Origin of the sequence: Paenibacillus sp. MER 180, assembly GCF_023713665.1 — a bacterium.
Classification (GTDB): Bacteria; Bacillota; Bacilli; order Paenibacillales; family Paenibacillaceae; genus Paenibacillus_B; species Paenibacillus_B suaedae.
Genome location: NZ_JAMAVT010000021.1, coordinates 52,845 through 78,899, shown reverse-complemented (window position 1 = coordinate 78,899; position 26,055 = coordinate 52,845). Strand labels below are relative to the sequence as shown.

General features: G+C 47.5%; 14 protein-coding genes. 11 read left to right on the top strand and 3 right to left on the bottom strand.

The window, feature by feature from the left end; all coding sequences use genetic code 11:
• Positions 1-167 precede the first annotated feature (167 nt).
• From M3661_RS25335 to M3661_RS25285, 11 genes are all read left to right on the top strand, one after another.
• Positions 168-584 (top strand): GntR family transcriptional regulator, encoded by a 417-nt coding sequence (locus M3661_RS25335; protein WP_065290748.1) that lies wholly within the window; start codon positions 168-170, stop codon positions 582-584.
• Entirely contained in the window at positions 584-1,273 is a 690-nt protein-coding gene (locus tag M3661_RS25330; RefSeq protein ID WP_065290747.1) for an ATP-binding cassette domain-containing protein, read from the top strand. Before M3661_RS25335 ends, M3661_RS25330 begins: the two co-directional genes overlap by 1 nt.
• On the top strand, positions 1,270-2,088 hold the full coding sequence (locus tag M3661_RS25325; protein ID WP_251489639.1) for a hypothetical protein: 819 nt from the start codon (positions 1,270-1,272) through the stop codon (positions 2,086-2,088). The genes M3661_RS25330 and M3661_RS25325 overlap by 4 nt, the downstream gene beginning before the upstream one ends.
• 12 nt (positions 2,089-2,100) lie before the next feature.
• Entirely contained in the window at positions 2,101-3,336 is a 1,236-nt protein-coding gene (locus M3661_RS25320) for a hypothetical protein (protein ID WP_251489637.1), read from the top strand.
• Between the two features lie 17 nt (positions 3,337-3,353).
• Positions 3,354-3,620 (top strand): hypothetical protein, encoded by a 267-nt coding sequence (locus M3661_RS25315; protein ID WP_251489635.1) that lies wholly within the window; start codon positions 3,354-3,356, stop codon positions 3,618-3,620.
• 365 nt (positions 3,621-3,985) lie between these two features.
• Entirely contained in the window at positions 3,986-5,560 is a 1,575-nt protein-coding gene (locus M3661_RS25310) for a sigma-70 family RNA polymerase sigma factor (RefSeq protein ID WP_251489633.1), read from the top strand.
• A gap of 302 nt (positions 5,561-5,862) precedes the next feature.
• The gene (locus M3661_RS25305; protein WP_251489681.1) at positions 5,863-6,246 is read left to right on the top strand and encodes a GntR family transcriptional regulator; all 384 of its coding nucleotides are present in this window, start codon (positions 5,863-5,865) and stop codon (positions 6,244-6,246) included.
• Positions 6,243-7,109, top strand: a complete 867-nt coding sequence (locus M3661_RS25300; protein WP_251489631.1) for an ABC transporter ATP-binding protein — start codon at positions 6,243-6,245, stop codon at positions 7,107-7,109. Before M3661_RS25305 ends, M3661_RS25300 begins: the two co-directional genes overlap by 4 nt.
• Complete coding sequence (locus M3661_RS25295) at positions 7,102-7,728, top strand: ABC-2 transporter permease (protein WP_065290740.1); 627 nt, start codon at positions 7,102-7,104, stop codon at positions 7,726-7,728. Before M3661_RS25300 ends, M3661_RS25295 begins: the two co-directional genes overlap by 8 nt.
• A 55-nt stretch (positions 7,729-7,783) precedes the next feature.
• A complete protein-coding gene (locus M3661_RS25290; RefSeq protein WP_251489629.1) occupies positions 7,784-8,074 on the top strand; it encodes a YfzA family protein in 291 nt (96 codons plus the stop codon).
• A gap of 60 nt (positions 8,075-8,134) precedes the next feature.
• On the top strand, positions 8,135-9,010 hold the full coding sequence (locus M3661_RS25285) for a CPBP family intramembrane glutamic endopeptidase (protein ID WP_251489627.1): 876 nt from the start codon (positions 8,135-8,137) through the stop codon (positions 9,008-9,010).
• A gap of 113 nt (positions 9,011-9,123) precedes the next feature.
• On the opposite strand, the gene M3661_RS25280 is transcribed toward M3661_RS25285, so the two are convergent.
• The 3 genes from M3661_RS25280 to M3661_RS25270 form a co-directional block, all read right to left on the bottom strand.
• Complete coding sequence (locus M3661_RS25280) at positions 9,124-10,263, bottom strand: hypothetical protein (RefSeq protein ID WP_251489625.1); 1,140 nt, start codon at positions 10,261-10,263, stop codon at positions 9,124-9,126.
• A 290-nt stretch (positions 10,264-10,553) separates the two neighbouring features.
• Positions 10,554-15,998, bottom strand: a complete 5,445-nt coding sequence (locus tag M3661_RS25275) for a non-ribosomal peptide synthetase (protein ID WP_251489624.1) — start codon at positions 15,996-15,998, stop codon at positions 10,554-10,556.
• Positions 15,995-25,948 carry a non-ribosomal peptide synthetase/type I polyketide synthase gene (locus M3661_RS25270; RefSeq protein WP_251489622.1) on the bottom strand — a complete coding sequence of 3,318 codons (9,954 nt, stop codon included), beginning with the start codon at positions 25,946-25,948 and terminating at the stop codon, positions 15,995-15,997. Before M3661_RS25270 ends, M3661_RS25275 begins: the two co-directional genes overlap by 4 nt.
• Positions 25,949-26,055: the final 107 nt, after the last annotated feature.

The following is a 26,055-nucleotide window of genomic DNA, read 5'->3' as shown; positions in this document are numbered from 1 at the left end:
CCGAGACGAAGGAGTTGGCTTCTTTTTTATATACGAGGTTTTGATAGTGAAAACAAAAAAATCTAACTATTGACAGTTGCAGTGTATTACGGTCATAATACACCAATGAAGTGTATGAACCACATAGTACACACACTTGGCGATAAATGCGAGGGGTGATCATAGAGATGAATGAAGGGTGGACGAGTGTGGTCTTTAATAACCGTGACCCTGTCTATTTGCAAGTCGTAAGGCATTTCAAGGAGCGGATCGCAACAGGCCGATTAAAGGCAGGGCAGGTTATTCCTTCCCGCAGAGAGCTCGGAGCATTGCTCAAAATAAACCCAAATACGGCGCAAAAAGCCTACAAGGAAATGGAGGAGCAGCGGTTGATTATAACGGAAGGGAACTCACCGAGTCGGATTACGGAGGATGCGGATATTTTGCGAGCAATTCGTTCGGAACTTATAGAAGGTGCAGTAGAGGCTTTTGTGGTGTCGGTACGGAGAATTGATGTGCCTGTCGATGAACTGCTGGATCTTGTCCGGGCAAAGTATGTAGAGGAACGTGCGCGTACGAATCAGGAAGAAGGGGAGGAACTCTGATGATTGAGGTTGTCGATTTGCATAAGCGCTATCGTTGGCGCAAGGTGCTGAACGGTATATCCTTCACAGCCGACAAAGGGCAGATTACATGCCTGATCGGAATCAATGGAGCTGGGAAATCCACGATTCTGAAATCAATTATGGGACTAACCCCGCCAAAGAGCGGCATGATTCGCATTGATGGCAACCCTGTTGGGCCAGCGATATATGAGAAGGTAGCTTTTGTACCAGATCATCCGACAGTACCAATGGGAATGAAGCTGTCCGACGGGATGCAATTTATGAAAGATTTCTACCGGAATTGGAATGAGGCGCGAGCGAAGGAATTATTGAATTTTTTCAAGTTGGATCGGTCGGAGCGCGTAGGTAATCTGTCCAAAGGGACTGCTGCGAAATATAGTCTGCTGCTTGGTTTATCGCAAGATACGGATTATATCTTAATGGATGAACCATTCTCAGGCATTGATATGTTTAGTCGCGAGATCATTGCTGAAGTATTCTCGTCGGATCTTATCGAGGACCGGGGCGTGCTGCTGACGACACATGAAATAGATGATATGGAGCATTTAATCGATAAGGCGGTTCTGCTGCAGAATGGGACGGTTCATCTTGCGTTTGACTGCGAAGAAATGCGTACGACAGAAGGGAAATCCGTTATTGACGTGATGAGGGAGGTGTATATGGGGTGAATCGTTATTTGAAATTGGTTCATATGGAAATCCATCGATTCCGATATATTTTGGCATCCTTAATGGTGGTGACGATGGTCTGTCAGTTCAGTTCATTCATTCTGACAATCAAGGGTACATTATCGATCAAAGCGGAAAAAGGACTGGGTTATGTTGGCATGGGTATACCCGAGATCCTAACCTTCCCATGGGTTATCATCAAAACAAAGGAATGGTTCATTCTTCCGATTTTGCTTAGCATAACGGTTCTGGTGTTATATACCCTCCTTATCTGGTATCGGGATTGGTTCGGGCGATCGACGTTCATCTATCGGCTGCTGATGCTTCCATCGAAGAGATGGCTGCTATACGTATCGAAGCTTACAGCTATTATTATGTTTGTATTTAGTATGATTGCATTTCAATTGGTGCTGCTCGTCGGTGAGAATATGATCTTCAAGGCGATGGTTCCGGCAGAACTGCGGACGGATTCGACATTCGCCGAAGCGATTTCGATGAATGATGCATTAAAAATGCTACTGCCCACACAGTTTGAGCAATTTATATATTACTATGGTTCAGGCATCGTTGCTGTAATGGTTATCTTTACTGCGGTTCTACTTGAGCGAAGCTATCGGAGGATCGGTGTTCTATACGCAATTGCGTATTTCGCAGGTTGTGTAGTTTCGGCTGTGTATCCAGTGTCTTTCTTACGCATGGATGAATATTGGTATTCGAATGAAATATACGGAATGCAGCTTGGTGTCTGCTTGCTCGTTGCCGTGATCTCCGGCTGGCTCGGATTCTGGCTTCTTCGCAAGAAGATCACGGTGTAAAGGAGGATTAAGATGAAACGTTACTTATTTTCGATTATTCTCGGACTTTGTACGTTAGGGATATTGTGTACCTATTATACGTACGGTGCGGCGGATCATCTGCCGGCATACAAGCTTGTAACGGTTCAAGGCGACCGGAAGGAGGGAGCGGGTATCGAGCTTTCCGGTAATTACGGAGGAATAGGATCAGAATCATTATCCATTAATATGGAAGGAAGCAAATATCGGAGTCGGGAGACGTTTCGCGATCAGATCTTTTCCGTACGATCATGGAGGGATTTTTCAGAAGGCATGGGGCAGCTCATTCGGGATCATCGTCAATTTATGCGGGGCAAGAGTGTTCCTAATGGATTTTATAAGGATGCTGAATGGTTGATTTATGCCAAAGGAAATATCGTTCAAGGTCAGTCCCCACAGAAGCAATATCAGCTGCATGTTGACCTGTTGAATCTGAAGACGAATGAGGAGCAGCAGTATGTCACAGAAATTCCTACTGACAGTACATTTGATTATATCTATGTCAATGATGTACAACGCATCAATGATCAGCTTCATGTACTAATCATGCAGGATAAGAGGGATGAATCGTCGCAATATTTTGACTATGTGCTGGACATGAAGAGCGGCACACTCATAGAGGGTAAGCAAGTAACCCATTGGAAGAAGAATAGCGCAAATAAAGATATAGAAATTGAGGTCAGCTTATTAAGTAATTACATTGCTCCGAATGAATATACAGTCTTTCAAGTTCAAGAGAATAAGGTCACATCGAGAGGAGATTATACGTATTCTTCTGATCCCATTGCCGTTCATCTCTATGTTTATTCATATCGAACAGGCAAGCTGTCTGCCTTGCCAGACCCAAAGCAGCTAGACCCAAAGCAGAAAATTAATTCTAACAAGCCCTATTATCTAGAGAGCAATTCGTTGGTCTACGCAAATTTCGATGAAAATGCAATTCAGTTATCACGTTATAACTTAAGCACAGGTCTTGAAGAGCGAGATTATGTTAAAATCGAAGCTTCTGAGCTTGGCGCTGATAGGATACAAACGGTTGTTCAAACTAATAATCGAGTCAGCATCTTGATGAAGAAAGGCTCAACACATCTCGTAGTGATTGTGGATGCATCCAATGGAAAAACACGCTACGTGGGTCAAGTAACCTACGAAGGACCTGAATCTGAACGTGATAAAGAGTTGGGACTCCTGCGGCTAAATAACCTGAATATTCGAGAGATGGCTATTTAGAAAAGAGGTACAGCCCGATGAATCGAACGGTGAGCTTTGGGCATAAAGTACATGTTTTAAGAGGGGTGGAGACGTACGGGTATCAAGTAGCGCATTATCTGCTGCAAGAGGAAGAACTTGCTTTGGATGCGGCCAAAGCAGCCCTGCTGGAGTTGAGCTCAAATGATGATTTTTTCGCTGAAGAATCTTCATTGCAACGAGCAAGACTCTGCAGAGCTGTTATACGTCATGCACTGCTTTTGAAACAAAAGTGTCTGAGAAGAGAACACAGCATTATTAGCTGAATTAGATAGTTTTTATCCCTTGATCATCAGGGTTTAAAATGCTTCGCTTAAAGAAGTTAAAGATGACTACGAAAGTCTATAGTTCCCGCCTGTCTGAGGATAGGCGGATTTTTAATTTTGGGACTTCTACTTTTTCGTTCCTCAGCTGACGTTTCCCAGTGGCTGCCATTCACTCTTGAAACGGTAGTCTTCTTTCTTTTACAATCGGGATTATAATGTTTTGCTTTCATTACGTACGAACATATACGAGCAGGGAATGAACCATAGTTTCATGAATTTATGATGGATATATCTCATTTGAAGTAACCTTTTGGTCGTTACATGGCACTAGTGTATAGATGGATAGATAGAAAGGAGTTGGGGGCGTGCACCATTGGATAGAGGCAGCGAAGCAAGGAGACCGCGAAGCGTTCGATCCCATCGTCCGACAGTTCACTTCAATGGCTTATGCTGTAGCCTATGAACGGCTGCAAGATGTTCAGTTGGCGGAAGATGCCGTGCAGGAAGCATTCGCGGAAGCATTCATTAACCTCGATAAGCTGCAAGAAACCGAAGCATTCCCGGGTTGGTTCAAGGTGATTGTCGTTCGCCAAGCAAACCGCATTCTTCGGCGCAAACGTCATCCGTCTGTCCCGTTGGATGATATGATCGGCTTAGCCGAAAGCGGGAAGAGCATCCCCGACATTGTCGAGCAAAAAGAACTGAGACTGCTGCTTCATGAATCCGTATCGTCCTTGTCATCGAATATGCGTGTGGCGGTCCAGTTGTTTTATTTTTACGGCTATTCATTACAGGAAATCTCTGCGTACTTAGGCATTTCCATCCCTGTATTGAAAAAACGGTTATTCGACGCACGACGCAAACTAAAAGGAATCCTGCCAGTTGCTGATTTTGCCCATGTATGCAACGGCTTATATGAAGGGGGACAACATATGCTGCATATTGTAAACGGAGATCACGTAGCGAACACATTGCGTAAGGTTATACCAGAAGGGGATATTCTCGTGTGGAGGGAAGTTTATTCGGAAGGACCGAACTTCGCCAATCCCACAGAAGCCTCCAATAGGCGAGTACGGGCTCAATACTTGGAGCAGGCGCTCGGCATTCCCGCAGCAGAATTCACACGTCTCTCTGGCGAACAAGAACAGCAGCTCACTCGCTTTTCCGAATACGAAGAGATTGTGTTGTGGTTCGAGCATGATTTATTTGACCAGACGATGCTCAGCTACTTGCTCCATTGGTTTGCACAGCGGCCGCTTGGACATACGAAACTAAGTTTGCTATGCGTTGGGTCATTCCCAGGCATTGAATTATTCCGTGGGCTCGGCCAATTAAATGAAGAGCAGTTGGCGTCACTATCAGGGACGTGGCAAACTGTCGGTCGTGAACAGCTCGATCTAGGGTCAGCATTATGGGAGGCTTATACGTCTCCTGATCCTAGCAAGCTCGTACAGCTTCTGCGAGAGGATACGTCGGCATTGCCCTATGCGAATGCAGCATTCCAGCAGCATCTTGCCCTTTTCCCATCTGTCCACAATGGGCTCGGCATTGTCGAGCAATTCACATTGGAGCAGATTGATTGTGGCATTGCTTCTCCGTATGAATTATTTAAGCATGTCTGCAATAGGCTGCATGAACTTGGAATGGGGGATTTGCAATACTGGCATGTGTTGGACAAGCTGACTAGCGGTACCCATCCGCTTCTGCATGTTGAGGGAGTAGAGACCTTCCCGAACTTCCAAGGCACACCGCCTTCATTCCGTGAATGTACGGTGGCGTTAACGAAAGAGGGGAAACAAGTTCTGGAAGGTCAAGCAGACCGGGTAGCTCTGAACGGCATCGATACGTGGCTTGGTGGTGTTCACCTGACAGGGCAATCTGTACCGTGGCGCTGGGACACAGTAGCGAAAACACTCATCAACGATAACCAAGGAGCGTAGCAAAGCGGAACAAATTCATCGTAGGTGACCAATTTCCTGCTTTGAACTACTGAACTCGAAAAATTATGCCTTTCACAGCAAAAACGGCCGAGCAGTCGATATTGACGCTCGGCCGTTTTATTATTTCACCACATTCTTTTCTAAATAGTCGATTAATTCCTTCGAGGCATCCCTTCTGTTTGCAGGGTAACGAATGTATATAATATATATATACACTAAATACTCTATTGACACTTACTGCAACAGTGTATATATTGTATATGTACACTATATGGATATTAACAGCAATGAGGTGATACAAGCTGAAAATTATTATTTCCAACGCCTCGAGCGATCCGATATACATGCAAATATTGAACCAAATCAGACAGAGCATTCTGAGCGGGGAATTGCGTGCAGGTGACAGTCTTCCTTCCATTCGGCAGCTGGCTAAGGATTTGCAGGTCAGCGTCATCACAACCAAGCGTGTGTATGAAGAGCTGGAGAAAGAGAAACTGATCGACTCCGTGGTAGGGAAGGGATCGTTCGTATCAGGTGCCAATAAAGACTTCATTCGGGAGCAGCGTATGAAACAATTAGAAGAAAAAATGATAGAGATCATTCGTGAAAGTAAGGAATTAAGCATGAGTCAACAAGATGTGATCGATCATATGAAGCTATTGTTCGAGGAGGAGCACACACCATGAATGTAATCGAAATACGTAATTTAACGAAAACATATCCTGAATTTACAGTTGATCAGGTATCTTTGGATGTGAAGCAGGGCTACATTACCGGGCTCATAGGTCCGAATGGAGTTGGGAAGAGCACCTTAATCAAAATGATGCTCGGCATGATTCGCCCTGACTCCGGGAGCGTAAAGATACTAGGCTGCGATATGCCTGCACAAGAAGTGGACATCAAGCAGCGCATCGGCATCGTGTCAGACGATTGCTTCTATTATGATCACCTTACGATTCGTGACATGAAGAAGGTGATCGCGCCTTTCTATAAGAAATGGAACGATCAGAAGTTTAACAACTATCTGGAACGGTTCGAGCTGTCCCCGAATAAGAAGATTGAACAATTATCCAAGGGGATGAAAGTGAAGTTTGCCCTTGCCGTTGCTTTTTCACATGAGGCAGAGCTCCTCATCATGGATGAGCCAACCTCCGGGCTAGATCCTGTGTTTAGAAGGGAAATGCTCGATATTCTTGCGGACATGATGCAGAACGAGCGAAATTCGATTATTTTCTCAACTCATATCACGACAGACTTGGATCGCATTGCCGACTACATTGCTTTCATCAATCGCGGAAAGCTCGTATTCAATGAAGCGAAAGATGATGTACTCGATAGATACGTAATCGTGAAAGGTGACTCCCAACTGCTAGATTCCGATGTTCGAAAAAAATTTATCGGAATTCGTGAGACAGCCGTTGGTTTTGAGGGCTTAGTAGATAATCGGCAGGAAGCTGAACATTTATTCGGAAATTATGCGGTTCTCAACAAACCATCATTAGAAGACATCGTGTATTTCACAACCAAGGGGGGACGCGTACATGCTTAACTTGCTTCGGAAAGATTTCATCGCTTTGAAGAGCTCGCTGTGGACACCTCTCATGTATTTTGTTGTATTCAGTGTTGTTTTTATACCAAGGCATTCATCCTCTGTTCACCTTGTGGGTATTTATACGGCTTTCGCTACGCTTAGTCACGCTACGCTGATCGATATAAAGAATCATAACCACAATTTTCTGGTCACGCTGCCGATTAGCCGTAAAAATATCGTAAAAGCGAAATACATAACGGGCATTATTATTAGCCTTGTCAGTGTCCTAGCATCTTATGGCATTCACTTGTTCGTTACAACTGTATTCCCGGCATTTAACAAACCAGAATTAACGGTCATGGATATACTAGGACCAGCAGCCATCACGCTAGCCCTTGCTTCCATTTATTTGCCGCTGTTTTATACGCTTAGTAAGAAAGGAACGTCTATTATTCAAGGGGTGTTCACATTAATCCTAATTGCACTGGCACAGCCTACGGCAATATTTATGCAAATGATCAACGAGCACGGATTACATAGTAACCCAATCTTGTATTTGATCCTGATCGGCATCTTATTGCTGTTCATTGCTTCCTACTTTATAGCTGCAGCTCTGTTTACGAAAAAGGAATTATAAGAGTTCGTAACTGTTGCATGATCAAAAGATATACGAAAAAGGGAGATAGGACAGGATGCATACTCAAAAAGGTCGTCCTAGTCGAATAAAAGGCTGGGTAATGCCCCTTGTGGGATTTCTTGTTGCGCAACTCTATTTTATTGCCTGTGATCGATTTTCATGGAACCCGAACAGAGAAATCAATCCAGGAACGATCATGGGCAGAATTTTGAACTCTAAACTTTTTACAGAATGGTTCACTCCGTATAACTTACCGATAAATAATGTCATTACTGCATTTTTAATCGTAACCTTACTGCTGCCCGCGCTAATAGGCGCGATTAAGAGTATTTTTTTCAGAAAATAAATCGACTTATGTTAGGAATGAAAGGACTGTAATGTAATGATAAAGAGAGAAAATCAGAATATGAAATGGTTAGGTTTATTGTTCGCCGGATGGGCAACATTAGTCGGTGCTCTGTTTCTAGCTTCATCTTCCGGTGATGTTACTGTACAGTTGTTCGGCCCATCAATGTATGCTCAATATGTGGTTAAAGGTCTTGTAATGAGCGGGCTCATTGTTCCTATTATTTTGTATTTATATCAGCGTCTCTATCGAATGACTGGTGTGAAACCCAAGACGCCGGTATATTCCTGGAAAAGGGGATATCACTTTATTACGGGGGCTCTCTTGGCAATTGCTTTGGCTGCATTGACTCTCATTATTGCCAGTTCTCAAGGGTTGATTGTCATAGAAAAATGGCACACCCCTGATCAGTGGGTTGCTGCGCTGCTCATCAATGTTTGTTTTGCCGTTTTCTATGAAGCTTTGCCAGAAGAGCTAGGGTTAAGAGGGTTTCTGTATGACGTCTTACGGCATCGATTTCCAGCTTGGCTGTCCGTATTCCTTCAAACAATGCTATTTGTATGCCTCACGACAGCGGTTGCCCTAATTCAAGCGTTCGTAGGACTTACACCCGGAGTATCGCTTGACATCTCATATATCGTTATCATTTTTTGTTTTGGAATAGGCTTGCAGTTACTTCGTTTATGGACCGGAAGCCTCTGGGCGTCAATTGGTTTTCACCTTACATATTTAGAAATTTTGCGGTTTGTCATCTGGCCGAATCAATATAGAGTGCCACCAATCTTAACCTACCAAGAATCAGAACCTGGACTCACCGGTCTATTCGCTATCGGCATGATGCAAATCGGCAGCATTATTGTATCACTCATTATACTAAGTATGATTCGTATCATACGGAAAAAGCATGCCACTCGAACTGGTGAACTAAGCAAATGAAATATCTGATATGCATAGATCTGATCCGCTTACATGGTTAATTAGTATTAAAATCGAACGGTTAGATTGCATAAAAAAATCAGTACAGTTGAAGAGAGCGCAGTTCGCTCTCTTCATTTCTTTCTGGGGCTCACATTCCTTATTTTCCATGGAGAAAGAACCGATTCCCTTGCAAATTCAAATCGAATGGCTACGCTTTTTTCCGACATGTTCTTCTGTTTCATGAAAACAGGTAGTTCTAAGACTGTAGTTAATCGATGCCTGTTGTCTGGATCGGGAATTTCTTTTCTTTTCATCATCCGATATGTCGTTCCGTTCTCCATCTGCTTAAGAAAGTAGTTTACCGTTTCAGAATGTGCACCTTCAGACACTGCTATAAGTAAATTATTATCTCGCTGAGACAATGCTCCAATAAATAGTTCCGAGAGCATCTCGGGCGACAAGCTATGTAAAAACGCCTCTCTTTTTCCAGCCGCCGTGTAAACCATCACCTGATGCAATAAGTCTGGATGCATGGATCGATGCGTACTGCTTCCAAGAAAGTGTACGCAGAAGTGTCCGGAAAATCCATTGTCTGGGATTCCATCGCCGCCATGTGGCATCCCGTTCATAGAAGCAGCGATTTTCCTATTGTCATCAGTAACGACGATTATCGCTTTCCGATTCCAGCTCCAATGATTATCATACATCTGCTTCATCGTCTTCGTATCCTTTTTGGTTAGCGGCTGCACATCGGCATGCCTGCTTCCCGCACGACGCTGAACACGGAATTTCAACCCTTTCTCCAAATCAATAATTGAGAAAGTACTTTTTCTAGGAAGCAAGGCTTTCGCTTCACTCCAAGGAACAATCGTCCCATAATGATGTTTTCTTAGAAAATTTGCATGTACCAGTAACTGCTTGGTCGCTTTAGGTGTAAGGATAAGACGTGTTGATTCAGCCTCGTTCCATAAGGAACCGGATTGATCCATACGGAAATTCTTAGTTCCATTATTTTTTGTAATCGTTACATAAATGTCGGAGAGTACAGGGCGATATTCTATTTGTTCTTCCTTGCTATCCTGATATAAACGAATGGCTTCCTTATTTTTCAAAACTATTTTATGTTCATATGTTGCGGAGGGGCTTGTCCGTACACTTATGTTCATTTCAGCAGATGGCGCCTTGTAGTCAGCATGGACAATCATGCTGCTATCAGAAAAATAGGTGAGGAGGAGAAGAAATATCATGGAGCGGGTCACGAATAAGATCATTTTCAAGCCTCCAAATAACTGTTGTTTGTTAAAATCAATATTTCTGGGCTTCGACCTGAATACCTAGAAATTGGATGTCGCATGTGTAGAATTCATCTTATGTACGATTTTTATTCAACATACTTTATATATGCAGTGGCACGGCGTATACCGAAGGTTAAAAGTCGTTTGCTTATCTTTGGGACAGAAAACGACTTTTTCTTTCTTCCAATTTTTATAGGTGATAAACCAACGGGATAAAAAGGGGAGTCTGCTGAAAAAGATTCAGCAGACTCCCCATGTTCCACAATTTATGTTTTACTTGCGTAAATAGATCCGGTATTGACGCATTCGATTTCTTTTCGAATTGCCGACAATAGTTGCTCCGGATGAGAGTGCAAGAAAAAGTGCCCTCCCGGGAGCAGCTTGCTTGAAAAATCGGAATTGGTCAAGCTGCGCCAGGATGTCAGCGATTGTTCGGACAGAAATTCGTCGTCTTGTCCTCCTAATGCAACGATGGGACAAGGTACGGTGCCTTGTGTATATTCATAAGTCTCGCAGACCGAAAAGTCGGCTCTCAGAGAAGGAGACAGAAGTTCCAGCAATTCCTCGTCATCAATTAGCTCTTCTGGAATTCCCCCGTTCAGCCGAAGTCTTTTTCTGAATTCTTCCTCGGGCAAATTATGAATGGGCGATACCGGACTTTGTACAAACGGAGCATTCAATCCCGCGACAATAAGCTTTAGCGGAGGACGATTCAAGCTCCTCGATAATAAGATCGACAATTCATATGCCAATAAGGCTCCCATGCTGTAACCAAACAGAATATACGGCTTGTCCAATAAGGGCCTCATCGCATGTGCGACTGCTTCCAGCAGCGGTGACATGCTTGTGTAGGCAGGTTCGCGCAATCGCGCGCCTCTGCCTGGATATTGAACTGCGCAAACCTCCGCGAACGCTGGCAAATAGTCATGCCATGCGCGGAAAATAGATGCGTTCCCTCCCGCATAAGGCAAACAAAACAGCCGTATTGCGTCTTTCTGATTTACCTTATTGCGAACGAACCATTTGCTGCTTGTATCAAGACCGCTCACATCGTTCATCTTCCGTCCGTTAACAGAGGTATGGGATTTTGATTGCTGGCATAATCCGATCATGATTCGAAGCTCTTCTTCGAACCTTTGAGCCAAATTTTCGATCGTTTGCTTACGATGCACATTTTCGCTGTATGACAAACTTATGTGCAGACGGCCTGACGTCACCATTGCCGCCGCGTCGACATAATGGGCCCGTTCGGAATCAGGCGCAAGATCCTGTCCTGCCGTATCCGCAACCAGCGTGAATAGAGCCCCCTTTTCCTTATTCCAATCAGTATTGAATTGCCCCAAGTAATTAAAGCTCATCATTGGTCGTGGAAGATTGCGAAGCTGATTCGCAATATCGTCATCTTCGGTCATATAACGCAGTAAGCCATAACCGATTCCGCGATTTGGAATACGCTTCAGTCGCTCTTTTACCCCCTGGATGTCCGCGTATATATCCGCGCTATCTGTCACTTCGAGCATGACTGGATACATGTTCGTAAACCATCCTACTGTACGCGAGATATCAAGGTCAGTGAATAATTCTTCTCTGCCGTGCCCCTCCATATGGACATACAATTTCCTTTCTCCCGACCATCCAGAGACAGCGCGGCCGAGTGCGGCCAACAGAATAGCGTCAATTTGCGCGCCGAATGCTGATGGAGCCTCCTGCAGCAGAATCCGCGTTTCTTCAGAAGACAAATTCGATTCCGCAACTGCCAAAGAGGCCGTCGTATTGGCTCCGTCTGGGAAGTCGAGCGGAATTAGGGGAGGGGGAGGACTGACTTGATGTAACCAGTATTCCAGCTCTGCCCGCAGTTGATCCGTGGCGGAGTAGGCAGCAAGGCTGTGCGCCCAATCGCGATATGAAGCAGTTTTCGACGGTAGGCATATGGCTTCACGGTCTACTAATTGCTGACAAGCCGTGTTTAGATCATCAAGCAAAATGCGCCATGAAACACCATCTATCGCCAAATGATGAATTACCAATGCCAGCTTATCTGTCTGTGCGGCGCCATAGTCAAAATAGATGGATCGCAGCAGCATGCCTTCGCTTAAGTCGAAGCCGGTTTGAGTCTCTGTGATCGCGGCCGCAAAAGCATCTGCCTGCAGGTTTGCAGGCTGATCGCGAAGATCAATGCGCTTCAGAGGCGATTCGTCCGTATAAGCGGCATATGCCTGTTCCCAACCTGATCGGCCCATCGTAAATTGGAGACGCAGCGCATCATGATGTGCCACGAGATGGGCAATCGCTCTCTGCAGGATTTCATAGCTTATTTGGGAATTCACGGACAAAATCATGGACTGATTGAAATGCTCGGGAACGGACATCTCCTCGAATAACCAGCGCTGAATCGGTGTAAGCGGCAGCGAGCCCGTCACTTCTTGCTGCCCGATTTCACTTGGCTCGGGCGGCTTCAGAGCTTCTAACACGGGAGCCAGCTCCGCGATCGATTGATATTGAAACAGATATTTCGGCTTCATTTCCAGACCCAATTGACGTACTTTGCTTGTAATTTGAGTGCTTAAAATGGAGTCGCCGCCTAAGCTGAAATAATTATCATGGATGCTGACGAGTTCAATGCCGAGCACCTGCGACCAAATGTCAGCCAACTTCTTTTCGGTTGGCGTTCGGGGAGGCACATATTCTTCCTCCTTGTCCGTAAAATTCGGCGACGGCAATGCATTGCGATCCACTTTACCATTAGGCGTCAATGGGAGAGCCTCCATAACGACGAAGGCGGCAGGAACCATATAATTCGGAAGCCGGGCCTGCACATGCAGCCGAAGCTCGCTTATAACCAATCCGTGAGTGATATCGGCTGGGATCACGTATGCAACCAGCCGCTTGTCTTCCGGCCCAGGCTCCTTTACGGAAACGATCGCCTGCTCAACAGCCGGATGTAGCGTAAGCGCCGCCTCGATTTCGCCGGGTTCAATGCGATATCCCCTTATTTTTATCTGATCGTCGGCGCGGCCCATAAATTCAATGGATCCGTCCGGTAAATAACGGGCAAGATCGCCAGTTCGATACAATCGTTCCCCTGCAAGGGAAGGAACGAACGCGAACCGCTCAGCTGTAAGCTCGGGCCTTCTCAGATAACCGCGAGCCAGGCCGCGGCCAGCAATGTATAATTCGCCAACAACGCCGACTGGAACGGGATGGCGATGCCGATCCAGCAAATAAATTCTCATATTGGCGATCGGTCGTCCAATCGTCGGTGCTGTAAGCTCCGCGGAAGACCGTGATTTCACAGGCACGCGGCATGCTGTGGAGACAACTGTTCCTTCGCTCGGCCCATAATGATTGAACAGGGCAAACGGCAACGTCTCCGGCGGAAAATAACGCAGTCTGTCCCCCCCAGTAAGCATGCACCGCAGAGAGCACTCGTCAGGCCAGGTCAGAGAGATAACCGCCTCAGCCAGCGGCGTGGGCAAAAAGCTGACGGTAATGCGCTCATTCACGAGCCAATCGCGCAGGCGATCCGGATCCAAGCGGGTATCCTCGTCTGGAATATGAATGGAGGCGCCGCTGGCCAAATAAGGCCACAGCTCCCAGACGGAAGCGTCAAAAGCGGGGCCTGCCAGCCATGTCGCCCGATCGCAGCTGGATATGCGATACACATTCTGATGCCAGGACACTAAATTGAGCAAGCTATGATGCTCGATTTCGACTCCCTTAGGTCGGCCTGTCGAACCGGAAGTGTAGATGACATAGGCTAAATTGCTGGGCGCAGTGCCGCTGTCGGGAGCCGATTCATCGCCATCTTGCGGATTGGCGCCGATTCCGTCCAACGGAAGAACGGTCAAATTCGTGTGCCGAACCCGCTCTGCATGCCGCTTTTGAGTCAACAGCACATGAATTTGGGCATCTTCGATCATATAAGCGATCCGTTCGTCGGGGTACGCCGGATCGATCGGTACATAAGCCCCGCCGGATTTTAATATTGCGAGCAATCCGATAATTTGCTCGGCTGAACGGTCAGCCAGCAAGCCTACCAATACTTCTGGACCAATACCGAGCCGCTGTAGATGGCGGGCCATCCGATTCGCGCGAATGTTGACCTCCCGATAGGTGAACTGCTCGATCCCGAATGTCACCGCAATTGCATCTGGGAATAAGGAAGCTTGTTTCTCCACAATTTCATGGATGCACATATTTCCCAAATCTGCGGCTCCTGTCTGATTCCATGCCGATAGCAGAAGCTGCCGCTCGCATTCGCCCATAATCTCCAGACTGCTCAAGGACAAGTCGGGATTGAGCACGATGCTCTCCAATAGATGTTGGAGATGCTCCAGCATCCTCTCCACGGTCTGTGAATCGAAAAGATCCGTGTTGTACTCCAGCTCGGCAATGATTCCGTGATCCCTGACATGGCTCATCACCAGGGACAAGTCATATTTTGACGTCTTGTTGACAATCGGAAATAGCTTTACCTGCAGACCGTCCGATTGCACCATATGCTGAAACGAATCGTCACTCATCGCGAAGGTGACTTGAAATAACGGACTATGGCTCGTTACGCGCTCAGGTTGCAGTGCCTGCACCAGTTGATCGAACGGAAGATCCTGATGCTCATATGCGTTAAGGACCTGTTTCTTGGTTTGCTGCATCAGCTCGCGGAACGTCGGGTTAGTGGACAGATCGCTTCTGATCACGAGCGTATTTACAAAAAAGCCGATCAATCCTTCTATTTCCGACATTCCGCGATTGGCTATCGGAGTGCCAATGCAAAAGTCATGCTGTCCCGAATAGCGATGCAGCAAAGCTTGAAAAGCTGCCAGTAAGGTCATGAACAATGTCGAGCCTTCTCGGCGGCTCAATTGCAGGAGCGGTTGCGCTACGGCTTCCGGTATGCACAATTGAGCGGCATCGCCCCGGAAAGTTTGCGTAGCGGATCGGGGACGATCCGTGGGCAGCTCTAATGCCGAAGGAGCATGATTCAGGGTGTCCAGCCAATATTGCAGTTGCTTATCCAATTCTTCTTCCGACAACCATTTGCGCTGCCAGATCGCATAATCCGCATACTGGAAGGGGAGATCGGGCAGGGGAGACGGCTTTCCCTGCGAATAACAGGAATAGAGCGTCAGCAGCTCCTGTTGAAATACGCCCACAGACCAACCATCAAACACGATATGATGGAAGGCAAACAGGAGAAAATTCTCCTGTTTGCCGGTTTTGATGAGCAAGCTCCGGCACGGATGACCATGCTCCAAGTCGAACGGCTTGGCTGCCTCTTCATCGATGATGCGGCGAGCTTCCAGGTATTTGTCCTCGACGCGTTCATCTGCGAACAAATCGATTTCTTTCATTGGTTGAACGGTGTCGATCGGCTCAATGATTTGTACTGGCGCATTTTTCATCGTTGAAAAACGCGTTCTCAATGATTCGTGGCGGCGGATGACTTCGATCCACGCCCGCTGTATGGCCGTTATGTCCAACTCCCCGATACATTCGAACGCTAACGGAATATGATAATGATTCATGCCCGGTTCAAGCTGATGAAGCAGCCATAATCGTTGTTGAGCAAATGACATAACGGATCCCGCCAGCTTCCTTGACTGCGGCTTTATGGGCGGTTTGCGAGGTGCCTTGTCCTTGGCAAGCCGGGCTGCCAACATTCTTTGCTGCTCGGGAGTTAACGAGGCCAAACGATCCCGCAAATCCGTCATACCCATGCATCCTCCTTATGGGGCAGTTCGCGCATAACAGCTTCTCGTTCTTCTTCTGGCAAGTTTTCCAGCTCGGTCAGCAGTTCGGATAGGAGAACGGGATCCATTTCCGTTTCCAATTCCATTTCCGTCATTCCCATGTCTTCAAGCTTGGCGGTTAAAGCCGCAACAGTCGGCGCATCGAACAGGGCATGTAAAGGGAGCTCTGCTTGGAACGCTTCCCGAATGCGGGAGAGAAGCCGGGTAGCGAGCAAAGAATGGCCGCCAAGCTCGAAAAAGTTATCCTCCACGCCCACTTCTTTTACTCCGAGAACATCTTCCCAGATGGCGGCCATTTTCATTTCGGCCGGATTGCGCGGCGCCACATAGATCGGCTGCAGATCCGTTCTTTCGTAACCAGGCTTCGGAAGCGAATCGCGATCGATTTTCCCGTTATTCGTAAGAGGCATCGATTGCAGCCACATAAAGAGGGACGGGATCATGTAATCTGGAAGCCTGCTTTCGAGATGCGCTCGCAGCACCGGCATAATATCGCCCGATTGATCCGTTTCCACGTAGGCAATCAGACGCTTGTCTCCATGTGGATCAACGTCCGCAATAACGAGAGCTTCCCTTACAGACGGATGTTCCTTCAGCGCAGCCTCGATTTCCCCCAATTCGATGCGATATCCCCGTATTTTCACCTGATGATCCGCACGTTCTACATATTCGAGTTCGCCGTTATGCCGAATGCGGGCCAGGTCGCCGCTTTTGTACATGCGTGCATCAGGTTCATTAGCGAACGGATCGAGCACGAAGCGCTCGCTATTTAATTCGGCCCGGTTCAAATACCCTTTAGCGACTCCGGGGCCTCCTACGTACATTTCGCCAGTCACACCAGGAGGAACGGGCTGCATATGACGGTTAAGGACATACACCTTCGTGTCCGGAAATGGAATTCCGATCAAGCTTCCCGTGTCCTGCCCGATATCCTCAGCGGTTATTCGGCGGTAAGTAGAAACTACCGTCGTTTCCGTGATTCCGTACATATTGATAAATTGAGGTGAACGATCTCCGTGTCGATCGATCCAAGGCTTTAATGACTGAAAATCCAGCATCTCTCCGCCAAAATTAATATAACGCAGGCTTAATTTTGACGAGTCTTGTGATTCCTCATATTGAGCCAATGGCCGAAATGCCGACGGCGTCTGGTTGAGGACGGTAACCTTGTGCTCTTCCAGCAAGTGATACAGGTTCTCCGGCGAGCGACTCGTCAGATGGGGCACAACCACTAACCGCCCACCATAGAACCAGGCGCCCCACATTTCCCATACGGAAAAGTCGAAGGAATAGGAGTGAAACAGGGCCCAAACATCGTCTTCATGAAAACCGAAAATGGATTCGGTAGACGTAAACAGCCGGACGACATTCTCATGCGAGATCATTACGCCCTTCGGCTTCCCGGTGGAACCGGAGGTGTAAATCACGTAAGCAAGATTGGTGGAAGGCAGCTCCACGTTCAAATCTTCGCCGGCTAGCTTCTCTATCGTATCCCGCTCTTCATCCAGACACACCGTTGCAAGCTCATGCTGCGGCAAGGAGCGCAAGAGATGAGACTGGGTAAGGAGAATGGCCGGAGCCGCGTCTTCCATCACATAACGGATGCGTTCCGCAGGGTACGCGGGGTCAATCGGCACATAAGCAGCGCCCGCTTTGAGCACGCCGAGGATGCCGACGAGCATGTCCAGGGAACGCTCGACCAATATCGCTGCCAGCACGCCGGGACCTGCCCCCAATGTAAGCAAATATCGCGCAAGACGATTGGCTCGCTCATTTAGTTCACTGTAGGTCAGTTGTTGATGATCATATACGGCGGCGACGGCATCGGGTTTGTGCCGGGCCTGCGCCTCAAGCACTTCATGAAGGCAGCGATGATCGCGCAGGAGATTCGCTGGCTCTCCAGCAAAAAGCAAACGTTCCCGGTCTGCATCGTTAAGGAGAGGAAGCAAGGCGATTGGCGCTTTTTCGGCAGACGGTTCAATAATGGCCTGCAAAATATTTTCGTAATAGGTTAAAAAGCGTTCGATCGTATCTTTCCGGAACAGATCCGAATTATAAGTCAGATCCAAAACAATATTTCGGTTGAATTCCATGACATTGAAACTGAGCTCATATTTCGTTGCTGTAATCGGAGTAGGGATGGTATCGACTTCAATATTGCCAGCATCCGAGATATTGACTCTTCGCTCATAGTTAAAAACGACTTCAAGTGGCGATAGACGATGAGAGGCATCGGGATTTCGAAATACGCTGCTGAATGAAAACTCGCCGTGCTCCTGGGCCTCCAAAACAGAAGTCTTCACCTGGCTTAGCAAACGCGTAAACTCCGCGTGCTCATCCATTTCGATGGATATCGGCAATAATGTGATCGCATACCCAACATAGCTCGAGCCGTCAGGCAGAGAGCGCTGGGCAAAAGGCACCCCGACGGTCAGCTCCGTCTGATGCGTCAAACGATTGAGAAGCAGGGCATAGGCACTTAAAAATGTAACGAAAGGAGTGACCTTATTGCGCTGTGAAAAGCGGTTCACTCGTTCAGCAAGTGTAGGATCGACCATATGCCGAACAATGTCGCCATTATAGGTTTTTTTGTGCGGACGCCTCATATCGAACGGCAAATCCAGGGTCGTATTGCTGCATGTTTTGTTCAACCAATACAGGTTATTGGCTTGACGCTCCTCATTGGATTCCAGCTCCGCCTTCCAGTCCATGTAGCTTCTTAATTGCAAAGGCTCCGGCAAATGAATGGGCATGCCTTTCAACAATGAGGAATAGGCGGCGAACATTTCTTCAAGAATAATTCCAATAGCGTATCCGTCTACGAGAACGTGACTTGCAGTAAATACGAGGTAATGCCTGTCGGTCGTTAATTTGAGCAGCGTGCAGCGATATAAGCTCCCTGATGCAAGAGGGCGCTCCGTCGCATCGCGAATCCATTCTATTGCAGCAGATTCCGGACTCGAATCCGTTGCGGAGCTCAAATCCAGCATCGGCATATCGATGCGAACCGTCCCCCGAATCGGTATCATATTGCCTTGATGATCGAATGTCACCCGCAAGGAATCGTGCCGCGCCACAACACTGTTCATTGCCTCTGTTAATAATGAATGGCGGAGCGTGCCTTTAAGGGAAAGCACTACGGTTTCATTGCATGCGATGGCTGCCTGATCGCCTAGCTGCGAAAGCACCCATAACTCCCTCTGATCCTCGGATACGGGGATAAGTTCCTTATCGGAAGTCTGCTGTCCAGCCGGAATGCGTGCACCCGGAAACATTTGGGCGTCAATAAGCTCTGTCATCGTATCCTTGATTATTCCAATCAACTTACGGATGTCTTCGTCGGAATGCTCTGTCGACAGGAAGCAGTTGCGTCCTTCCCAGATATACACGCCCTTATCCAGCAGGCCATAGAAGAATAGATCCATGTTCACTTGATAGACGAACCGGAAGAGGGAGCCGAAGTGAACCATCTTCATAGGGATATTCGCGGATTCGAAAAAGTCGTTCAATTCGCGCACCAAATAGGCTGTCTTGGCATTGACGTTCTCTTGCAATTCCGGGCCGAACTCCAACAGATGAAGCAGAACGGCATGCGTGCAGGCCATCGTAATAGGATGCTTGCAGAACGTGCCTGCGATTATGGTTGTTTCAGCTTGCGGGTAAGAGCGGTCACCAAAATTCCATTGCCCTCCATCCACGGCATCCAAGAACTTCGCGCTGCCGGCCACTACTCCAATGTGCATGCCTCCGCCAAGGATTTTCCCGTAAACGCACATATCCGGTCGAATCCCGGATATGCCCTGGAACCCGGCAGGATGAACTCTGAAGCCGGTAATCACTTCATCAAATATCAGCGCCGTATTGTTGCTCCGCGTAATTTCACGAAGCTCTTCCAAAAATGCGATAGGAACGAGGTCAGGACGACGGCTTTGTACAGGCTCGACCAGTACTGCTGCCAGCTCACCCGACATGGATCGTATAATCTCCAGCGATTTCGGATTATTATAATCGAGAATCATGACGTCTTCCGTAATCCCGGCAGGAATGCCTGGCGCCATTGGCGAAGCTCCGTTTGAACCGGGACGATTGAACATGCTGGCCAGTACGCCGTCATACGTGCCGTGATATGACCCTGCGAACATGGCAATCTTATTCTTGCCGGTTACGGCGCGCGCAAGCCTCAGGGCAGCCATTACCGCTTCCGTCCCTGAATTGCAGAAGGTGCTTCTGTCCATGCCGGTAATCTGGTGAATGAGGTCGGCTACTTCCCCTGCGACGCCGGATTGCGGGCCTAGAGCATAGCCGTTTTGAAGCTCTGCTTTAATAGCTTCGTCAATAAACTCAGGCGCGTGACCGAAAAAATTCACGCCGAAGCCCATCGTTAAATCGATATATTCATTTCCGTCCTTATCCCAAAAACGCGAACCTTTTGCATGATCGACAACGGGCAAATAATGAACTTCTTTCGTGGAAAACCGGAAACCAGATGCACCGCGATAATCGGCGAACGCGGGGCGATGCTTGGCTATCCACTCTTTCGATTTTTTTGTTTTATCGGCCAATCGTGCCACGAGCGCTCTGGCATATTGTTCTTGCATACCAGTTACGCTTTCTTCTTTCTGATCCTGCCATCTTTGATAGGGAACCCAGGCTTTTTCAGAGATTGTCGGCAGTGAAGGCGCGGCAGGGGATTCCGGTCGGATCGCCATTGTACTTGGATGAACAGTCGATCCATTCTGCGAATGGTTGATTGCCGTTGTACTAGAATGAACAGCCGTTCCATTCAGTGGTTGATTGTGGATGAAGGATAATTGATGTTGGATGACACGTTCCATGGAAGCCAGTTGTTCGCTCATGAAACCAAGCAGCCCCGATTCGTTGCGCATCGAATTGGAGAGTGCTAGGGATGGTTGATTGACGGCTGTCGAATTGGAGAGTGCCGGGGACGGCGAATCAACGGCTGACGACGGGCTCGGCAGCTCTTCGGTCAGCGCTGGCGGTTCTTCATGCGGCATAACCGATTCGATGGATGCGCATAGCTTGGAAATGCTCGTGATTTCGGTGAAAAAATCGCGCGCCGAAAAGGTTACTCCGTATTTATTCTTTACTTTTTGAATCACGTCCATCAAAATGAGCGAGTCAGCGCCCATTTCCAATAAAGGCAGGTTCTCATCGATTCTTGCCACGTCTTGATTCAGCAACTGGGCGAATATTCCCTTGATCTCCATCATAATAGAAGTTCTGATATTGCTATCTTGGGTTGTTTTCACCAACTTTTCCTCCTTTGGCGATTCCGGATTCATATGACCGCCTTGCCAGCATTTTGTATAAGCAAACGGATAGTTCGGCAATTGCGCGCATTCATGAGTGTCCAATTGGTAGAGTGCCTCAAACTGGACTTGTCCGCCGGCGACGTACAGATTGCCTACAGCTTCGAGCAGCGAATATTCATCATCCCTTCCTTTTAGGAGAGAAGGAATCCATTTATAGGAACCATCATTGAATTCTCGCTGTCCAATCCGGGACAGTACGGCATGAGCACCGATTTCCAGAAAGATATTGCACCCGTCATTTACCAACGTATATAAAGAGTCTTTGAACCGAACAGCTTCCCGCGTATGCCTGATCCAATACTCGGCGGTAATTGACCCGATGAAATCGCCGGTTACGTTAGAGACAAGCGGAATTTGGGGAGGATTGAATTTTAATCGTTTTATGATATCGTAATAGTCTTGCAGCATTGGCTCGACTAATTGCGAATGAAATCCATAGTTTACCTCAAGCGGTACGGAATGAACGCCTGCCCGCTGCAGGTGGTTCGTAGCTTCAGCCACATCATCCGGGGCGCCTGCAATGACAAAGTTATTGCTGCTATTAATGGCGGAGATTTCTACGTTCGAATGGGCGTGAAGCACGCTTACCAGTTCATCCATATCTCCCATGACTGCCGCCATTGCTCCAGGATCGCACTTTTGTGTCATGAGCTTTCCTCGCTCGGCAACTACGGCCAAAGCATCATCAAGAGAAAATACCCCTGCAATGCATGCCGCCACATATTCGCCCACGCTATGTCCGACAACCGCAGCAGGTTCGATTCCAAGCGATAGCCATACTTGTGCTAGAGAGTACTCGATCGCGAAAAGAGCGCACTGCGTGTAGTCTGTACGGTGAAGGAGAGCTGACGCAGAATTATTTTCTACATCATAAATGACATCCAGGATAGAATGATCCAAACGCTCCTTTACTAAATCGGCACATCGATTCATGTTCTTGCGAAACACTTCTGAGCTTGCATACAAGTCGCGGGTCATATTAACATATTGGCTTCCTTGTCCCGTAAACATAAAAACGATTTTTGGAGAGTGGACGAGACTGCCTGCAATGTCGTCCACCCCGCGCGCGGAGAAGCTCCGGACTTTTTCATGTATCTCTTCAAGTGAGCCGCCAACGAATGATGCCCTGTGTAGGAATGCCGTTCGGCGGGTATTGGCCGTTCCGCATATGGCTCCTAATTGCTCCGAGGATGCATGCTGTAAATAGGAATCGTACGTGGAAGCGATTCTAACTAATCCGTCCGCGGTAGGGGATGATAATGTCAACAGATGCGCTCTCGATTCCATGGCATTGTTAGCTCGCTTAACGTCACGGGCGGGTGCCTCCTGCACAATAACGTGGGCATTCGTTCCGCCAAATCCGAACGAGCTTACCCCGGCTGCTTTTACAGGTTTGATCCAGCTTTCCGTCTCAACAGGGATGCGGAGGCGGGATCGATCGAGACTAATGTATCGATTTAGCCTGGTCATGTGTAAATGGGCAGGGATTTCGCCGTGTTGAATCGCCAGTACCGTTTTGATAAGTCCGGCAATGCCGGCAGCCGCTTCGAGATGTCCGATATTCGTTTTGACGGAACCAAGATAGCAGATGTCGTAATCGTTGAATCCTGCCGACGGACAACCATAAATCTCTTTAATTGCCTCAGCTTCAATAGGATCTCCCAAAGGCGTACCGGTGCCATGGGCCTCTACATAGCCGATGTCTGCAGGCTTCAGCTGCGCCTGCTCCATTGCTTTGCGTATCACTTGTCTTTGCGCGATCCCGTTAGGCGCGGTTAAGCCGTTGCTGCGACCGTCTTGATTAACGGCCGTTCCTTTAATGACAGCATGAATCCGGTCACCATCCGCAATCGCATCCTTTAAACGCTTCAAGATAACGACCCCGCAGCCTTCTCCGCGGACATAACCGTTGGCTCTTTCGTCGAATGTCTTGCATGTTCCGTCCTCAGACAGCATTTTGGCTTCCTGCAATCCTTCCGTGATGCTGGCGGAAAGCAATAAATTTACCCCTCCGGCTACTGCCGCATCGCATTCCCCGTTCAGTAGGCTTTGGCTTGCATAATGAATGGCCACTAATGACGACGAACAAGCAGAATCGATACACATGCTTGGACCTCGAAAATCATAAAAATACGAAATACGATTGGCGATTATGCTCAGCGCACCACCTGACACTTGATACGGCTCGGACTCATTCGTTTTGCTTGGTTTTGGCAAATAGATATAATCGGTTGCGCTGGCCCCTATAAATACACCTGTTGCGCTGCCCTTAAGATGAGCGGGGTTGATGTTGGCATTTTCGAATGCTCTCCATGTCACCTCCAGCAACAGCCGTTGTTGGGGATCCATGCTTGCCGCCTCTCTAGGGGAGATGGCGAAGAATTCACTGTCGAATAGTTCGATGCCTTCCAGAAATCCGCCGAACATATGAAAATTCGGATTTATTCCGCATAGCGCTTTCCTTTTGTCGTCCATATCGGAAATCGCGTTTTTTCCGCCCTTCAAAAGTTCCCAATATGCCGCGATGCCGTCCGCCCCAGGAAATTTCCCTTCCATGCCGACGATAGCGATTGAATCATCAATCGATCCGCGATCTGCATCAGGCTCTTGGACGGAAGGTTGGCTTGCGATAGAGTCTAGGTATTGCGCAAGCTTATTTGGCGTCGGATAGTCCCAGATTAAGGCAGGGGACAGCGTCATACCCAACCGGTCGGCAACATGATCGATCATTCTGACCGCCTCTAACGAATCCAGGCCGAATCTGACAAAGGATTCATGTTCGTTCAGATTGGTCTTGGCATTGCAATGATGATGCAAATAGGACATGATCATTTCTAGGGTTGAAGATTTTCGCTCCGTGGAAACAGGGGCAGGACTGATGTTGTCGCTTTCCTTCGCCTGCGAAGCGGCATAATTCTGTGCCAACTTGTACCTTTGCACTTTACCGCTTGTCGTTTTCGGCATTTGACGAATCGGTATTGCCTTTGCGATTTTCCAGCCTCCGCGCTGGAACAAATGGTCTACCAAGCTTTCGGAGAGCGAGGCGAAGTGAGCATCATTTTTTTTGCTGACGACAAATACGACGATATCATCCTCACCTCTCTCCTTGTTGTATACGCCGCAGGCAGCGATCTTCCCTAATTCAACGCCCTCGACTTCTTCCGCTGTCCGTTCAATATCATGCGGATAAATATTCTGGCCGTTCACAATAATCATGTCTTTGTAACGCCCTGTCATAACTAGATTTCCATCGATGAAAAAACCTAAATCTCCCGTTCTGACCCATTGATCCGCCGTGAACATGTCGGCAGTAGTCTCTCGGTTATTGTAATAACCAGCAGTTACATTTTTTCCTTGTATTTGAATATGGCCGATTACCTTATCCGGCAGAATGCGATCATGATCGTCGCAGATTCGGATCGCACAGTCATCAATTGCATGTCCAACTTCGACAAAGGTAAGAGTATGTTCAGTGGATCTGTCCGAAATGGCAATCTCTTGGCCAATGTTTAATAAGCTGCGATCCAGGTGAATCGGCGCAAACTCAGTTTTGCCATCAGTGAGGGAGACGGCAACAGTTGCCTCGGCTAGGCCATAAGCTGGCCTTATGCTTGTCCGCTGCAATCCATATGGCGCCATCTTATCCAAAAACTCATTGCAAAGCTCTGATGATATGGGTTCGGCACCATTTACAATAATTCGAAGTCTAGATAAATCCCAATCGGCGGCAATCTCAGGCTTGAACATTTTCAGAAAGTATTTGTAGCCGAAATTAGGGGAAGAAGTGATGGTAATATTGTGGTCGTTTATTTTTTTGAACCAAAGCGTCGGTCTGCGTATAAACACGGATGTCGGCATGATGTATTGATTTACGCCTTTGATGAGCGGGGTGATATGGAAGGAGATCAGCCCCATGTCATGAGTTAACGGCATCCATGACAAAAAGGAGTCGTCATCCCTCGTTTCGAACCGATTATTGATCGCACGCGTGTTGGAGTATACATTTTCATGCGTCACAATGACTCCTTTTGGATTGCCCGTTGAACCGGAAGAGAACTGAATGAAAGCAATCGTACGGGACGAACCTTGATGCATCGTTCCGTGGGCGGGGAGGGAACACTCCAACGCTTCCAGATACACAGTCTTATCGGCTATCATGTCCATGTCGTGCAATGTTTGTCGGTTATCGGAGACGTGCGCGCGCAATCTTTCCATTACAGGCGGCGAAGTTGCAAGGTAAGGGTTTTGGAGTGTATCCCAGATTTTAAAAAACTTGTTTTTGTGCTCCGCATTGCTGCCAACCGAGACGGGTACGGCAATGATTCCGCCTAGTATGCAGGCCCAGAACAAAAAAATAAAGTGCTCCGATTCGTCATCGTTCAATTGAAATACAAGCTCGTCGCCAGCACGAATGCCGTGAGCTTGCAAGGTATGCAAATACATAAGGGCATTATCAAAGACTTGCTTGTAACTGTGAAACCGTTCTTGCCGATCTCCTGTAATGAGCGTTACGCCATGTACATGGTTCTCGCGGACATCTCTTACTGCCTGAATAAGCGCAGATTCGGATTCGTTCATTGATTATCCTCCTTTGTGAAAATGAAAGGGACTTGTGCGACGACGGAAATCTTTAATTCTCAGTAAATAGAATGTAAACCATGAAATGGTTTCCCATTATTCACAAC

What these genes read in the sequence shown, in the direction of transcription:
- M3661_RS25335 (WP_065290748.1), top strand. Translation starts at nt 168, where the DNA reads ATGAATGAAGGGTGGACGAGTGTGGTCTTTAATAACCGTGACCCTGTC.
- M3661_RS25330 (WP_065290747.1), top strand. Translation starts at nt 584, where the DNA reads ATGATTGAGGTTGTCGATTTGCATAAGCGCTATCGTTGGCGCAAGGTG.
- M3661_RS25320 (WP_251489637.1), top strand. Translation starts at nt 2,101, where the DNA reads ATGAAACGTTACTTATTTTCGATTATTCTCGGACTTTGTACGTTAGGG.
- M3661_RS25315 (WP_251489635.1), top strand. Translation starts at nt 3,354, where the DNA reads ATGAATCGAACGGTGAGCTTTGGGCATAAAGTACATGTTTTAAGAGGG.
- M3661_RS25300 (WP_251489631.1), top strand. Translation starts at nt 6,243, where the DNA reads ATGAATGTAATCGAAATACGTAATTTAACGAAAACATATCCTGAATTT.
- M3661_RS25295 (WP_065290740.1), top strand. Translation starts at nt 7,102, where the DNA reads ATGCTTAACTTGCTTCGGAAAGATTTCATCGCTTTGAAGAGCTCGCTG.
- M3661_RS25290 (WP_251489629.1), top strand. Translation starts at nt 7,784, where the DNA reads ATGCATACTCAAAAAGGTCGTCCTAGTCGAATAAAAGGCTGGGTAATG.
- M3661_RS25285 (WP_251489627.1), top strand. Translation starts at nt 8,135, where the DNA reads ATGAAATGGTTAGGTTTATTGTTCGCCGGATGGGCAACATTAGTCGGT.
- M3661_RS25280 (WP_251489625.1), bottom strand. Translation starts at nt 10,263, where the DNA reads ATGATCTTATTCGTGACCCGCTCCATGATATTTCTTCTCCTCCTCACC.
- M3661_RS25275 (WP_251489624.1), bottom strand. Translation starts at nt 15,998, where the DNA reads ATGACGGATTTGCGGGATCGTTTGGCCTCGTTAACTCCCGAGCAGCAA.
- M3661_RS25270 (WP_251489622.1), bottom strand. Translation starts at nt 25,948, where the DNA reads ATGAACGAATCCGAATCTGCGCTTATTCAGGCAGTAAGAGATGTCCGC.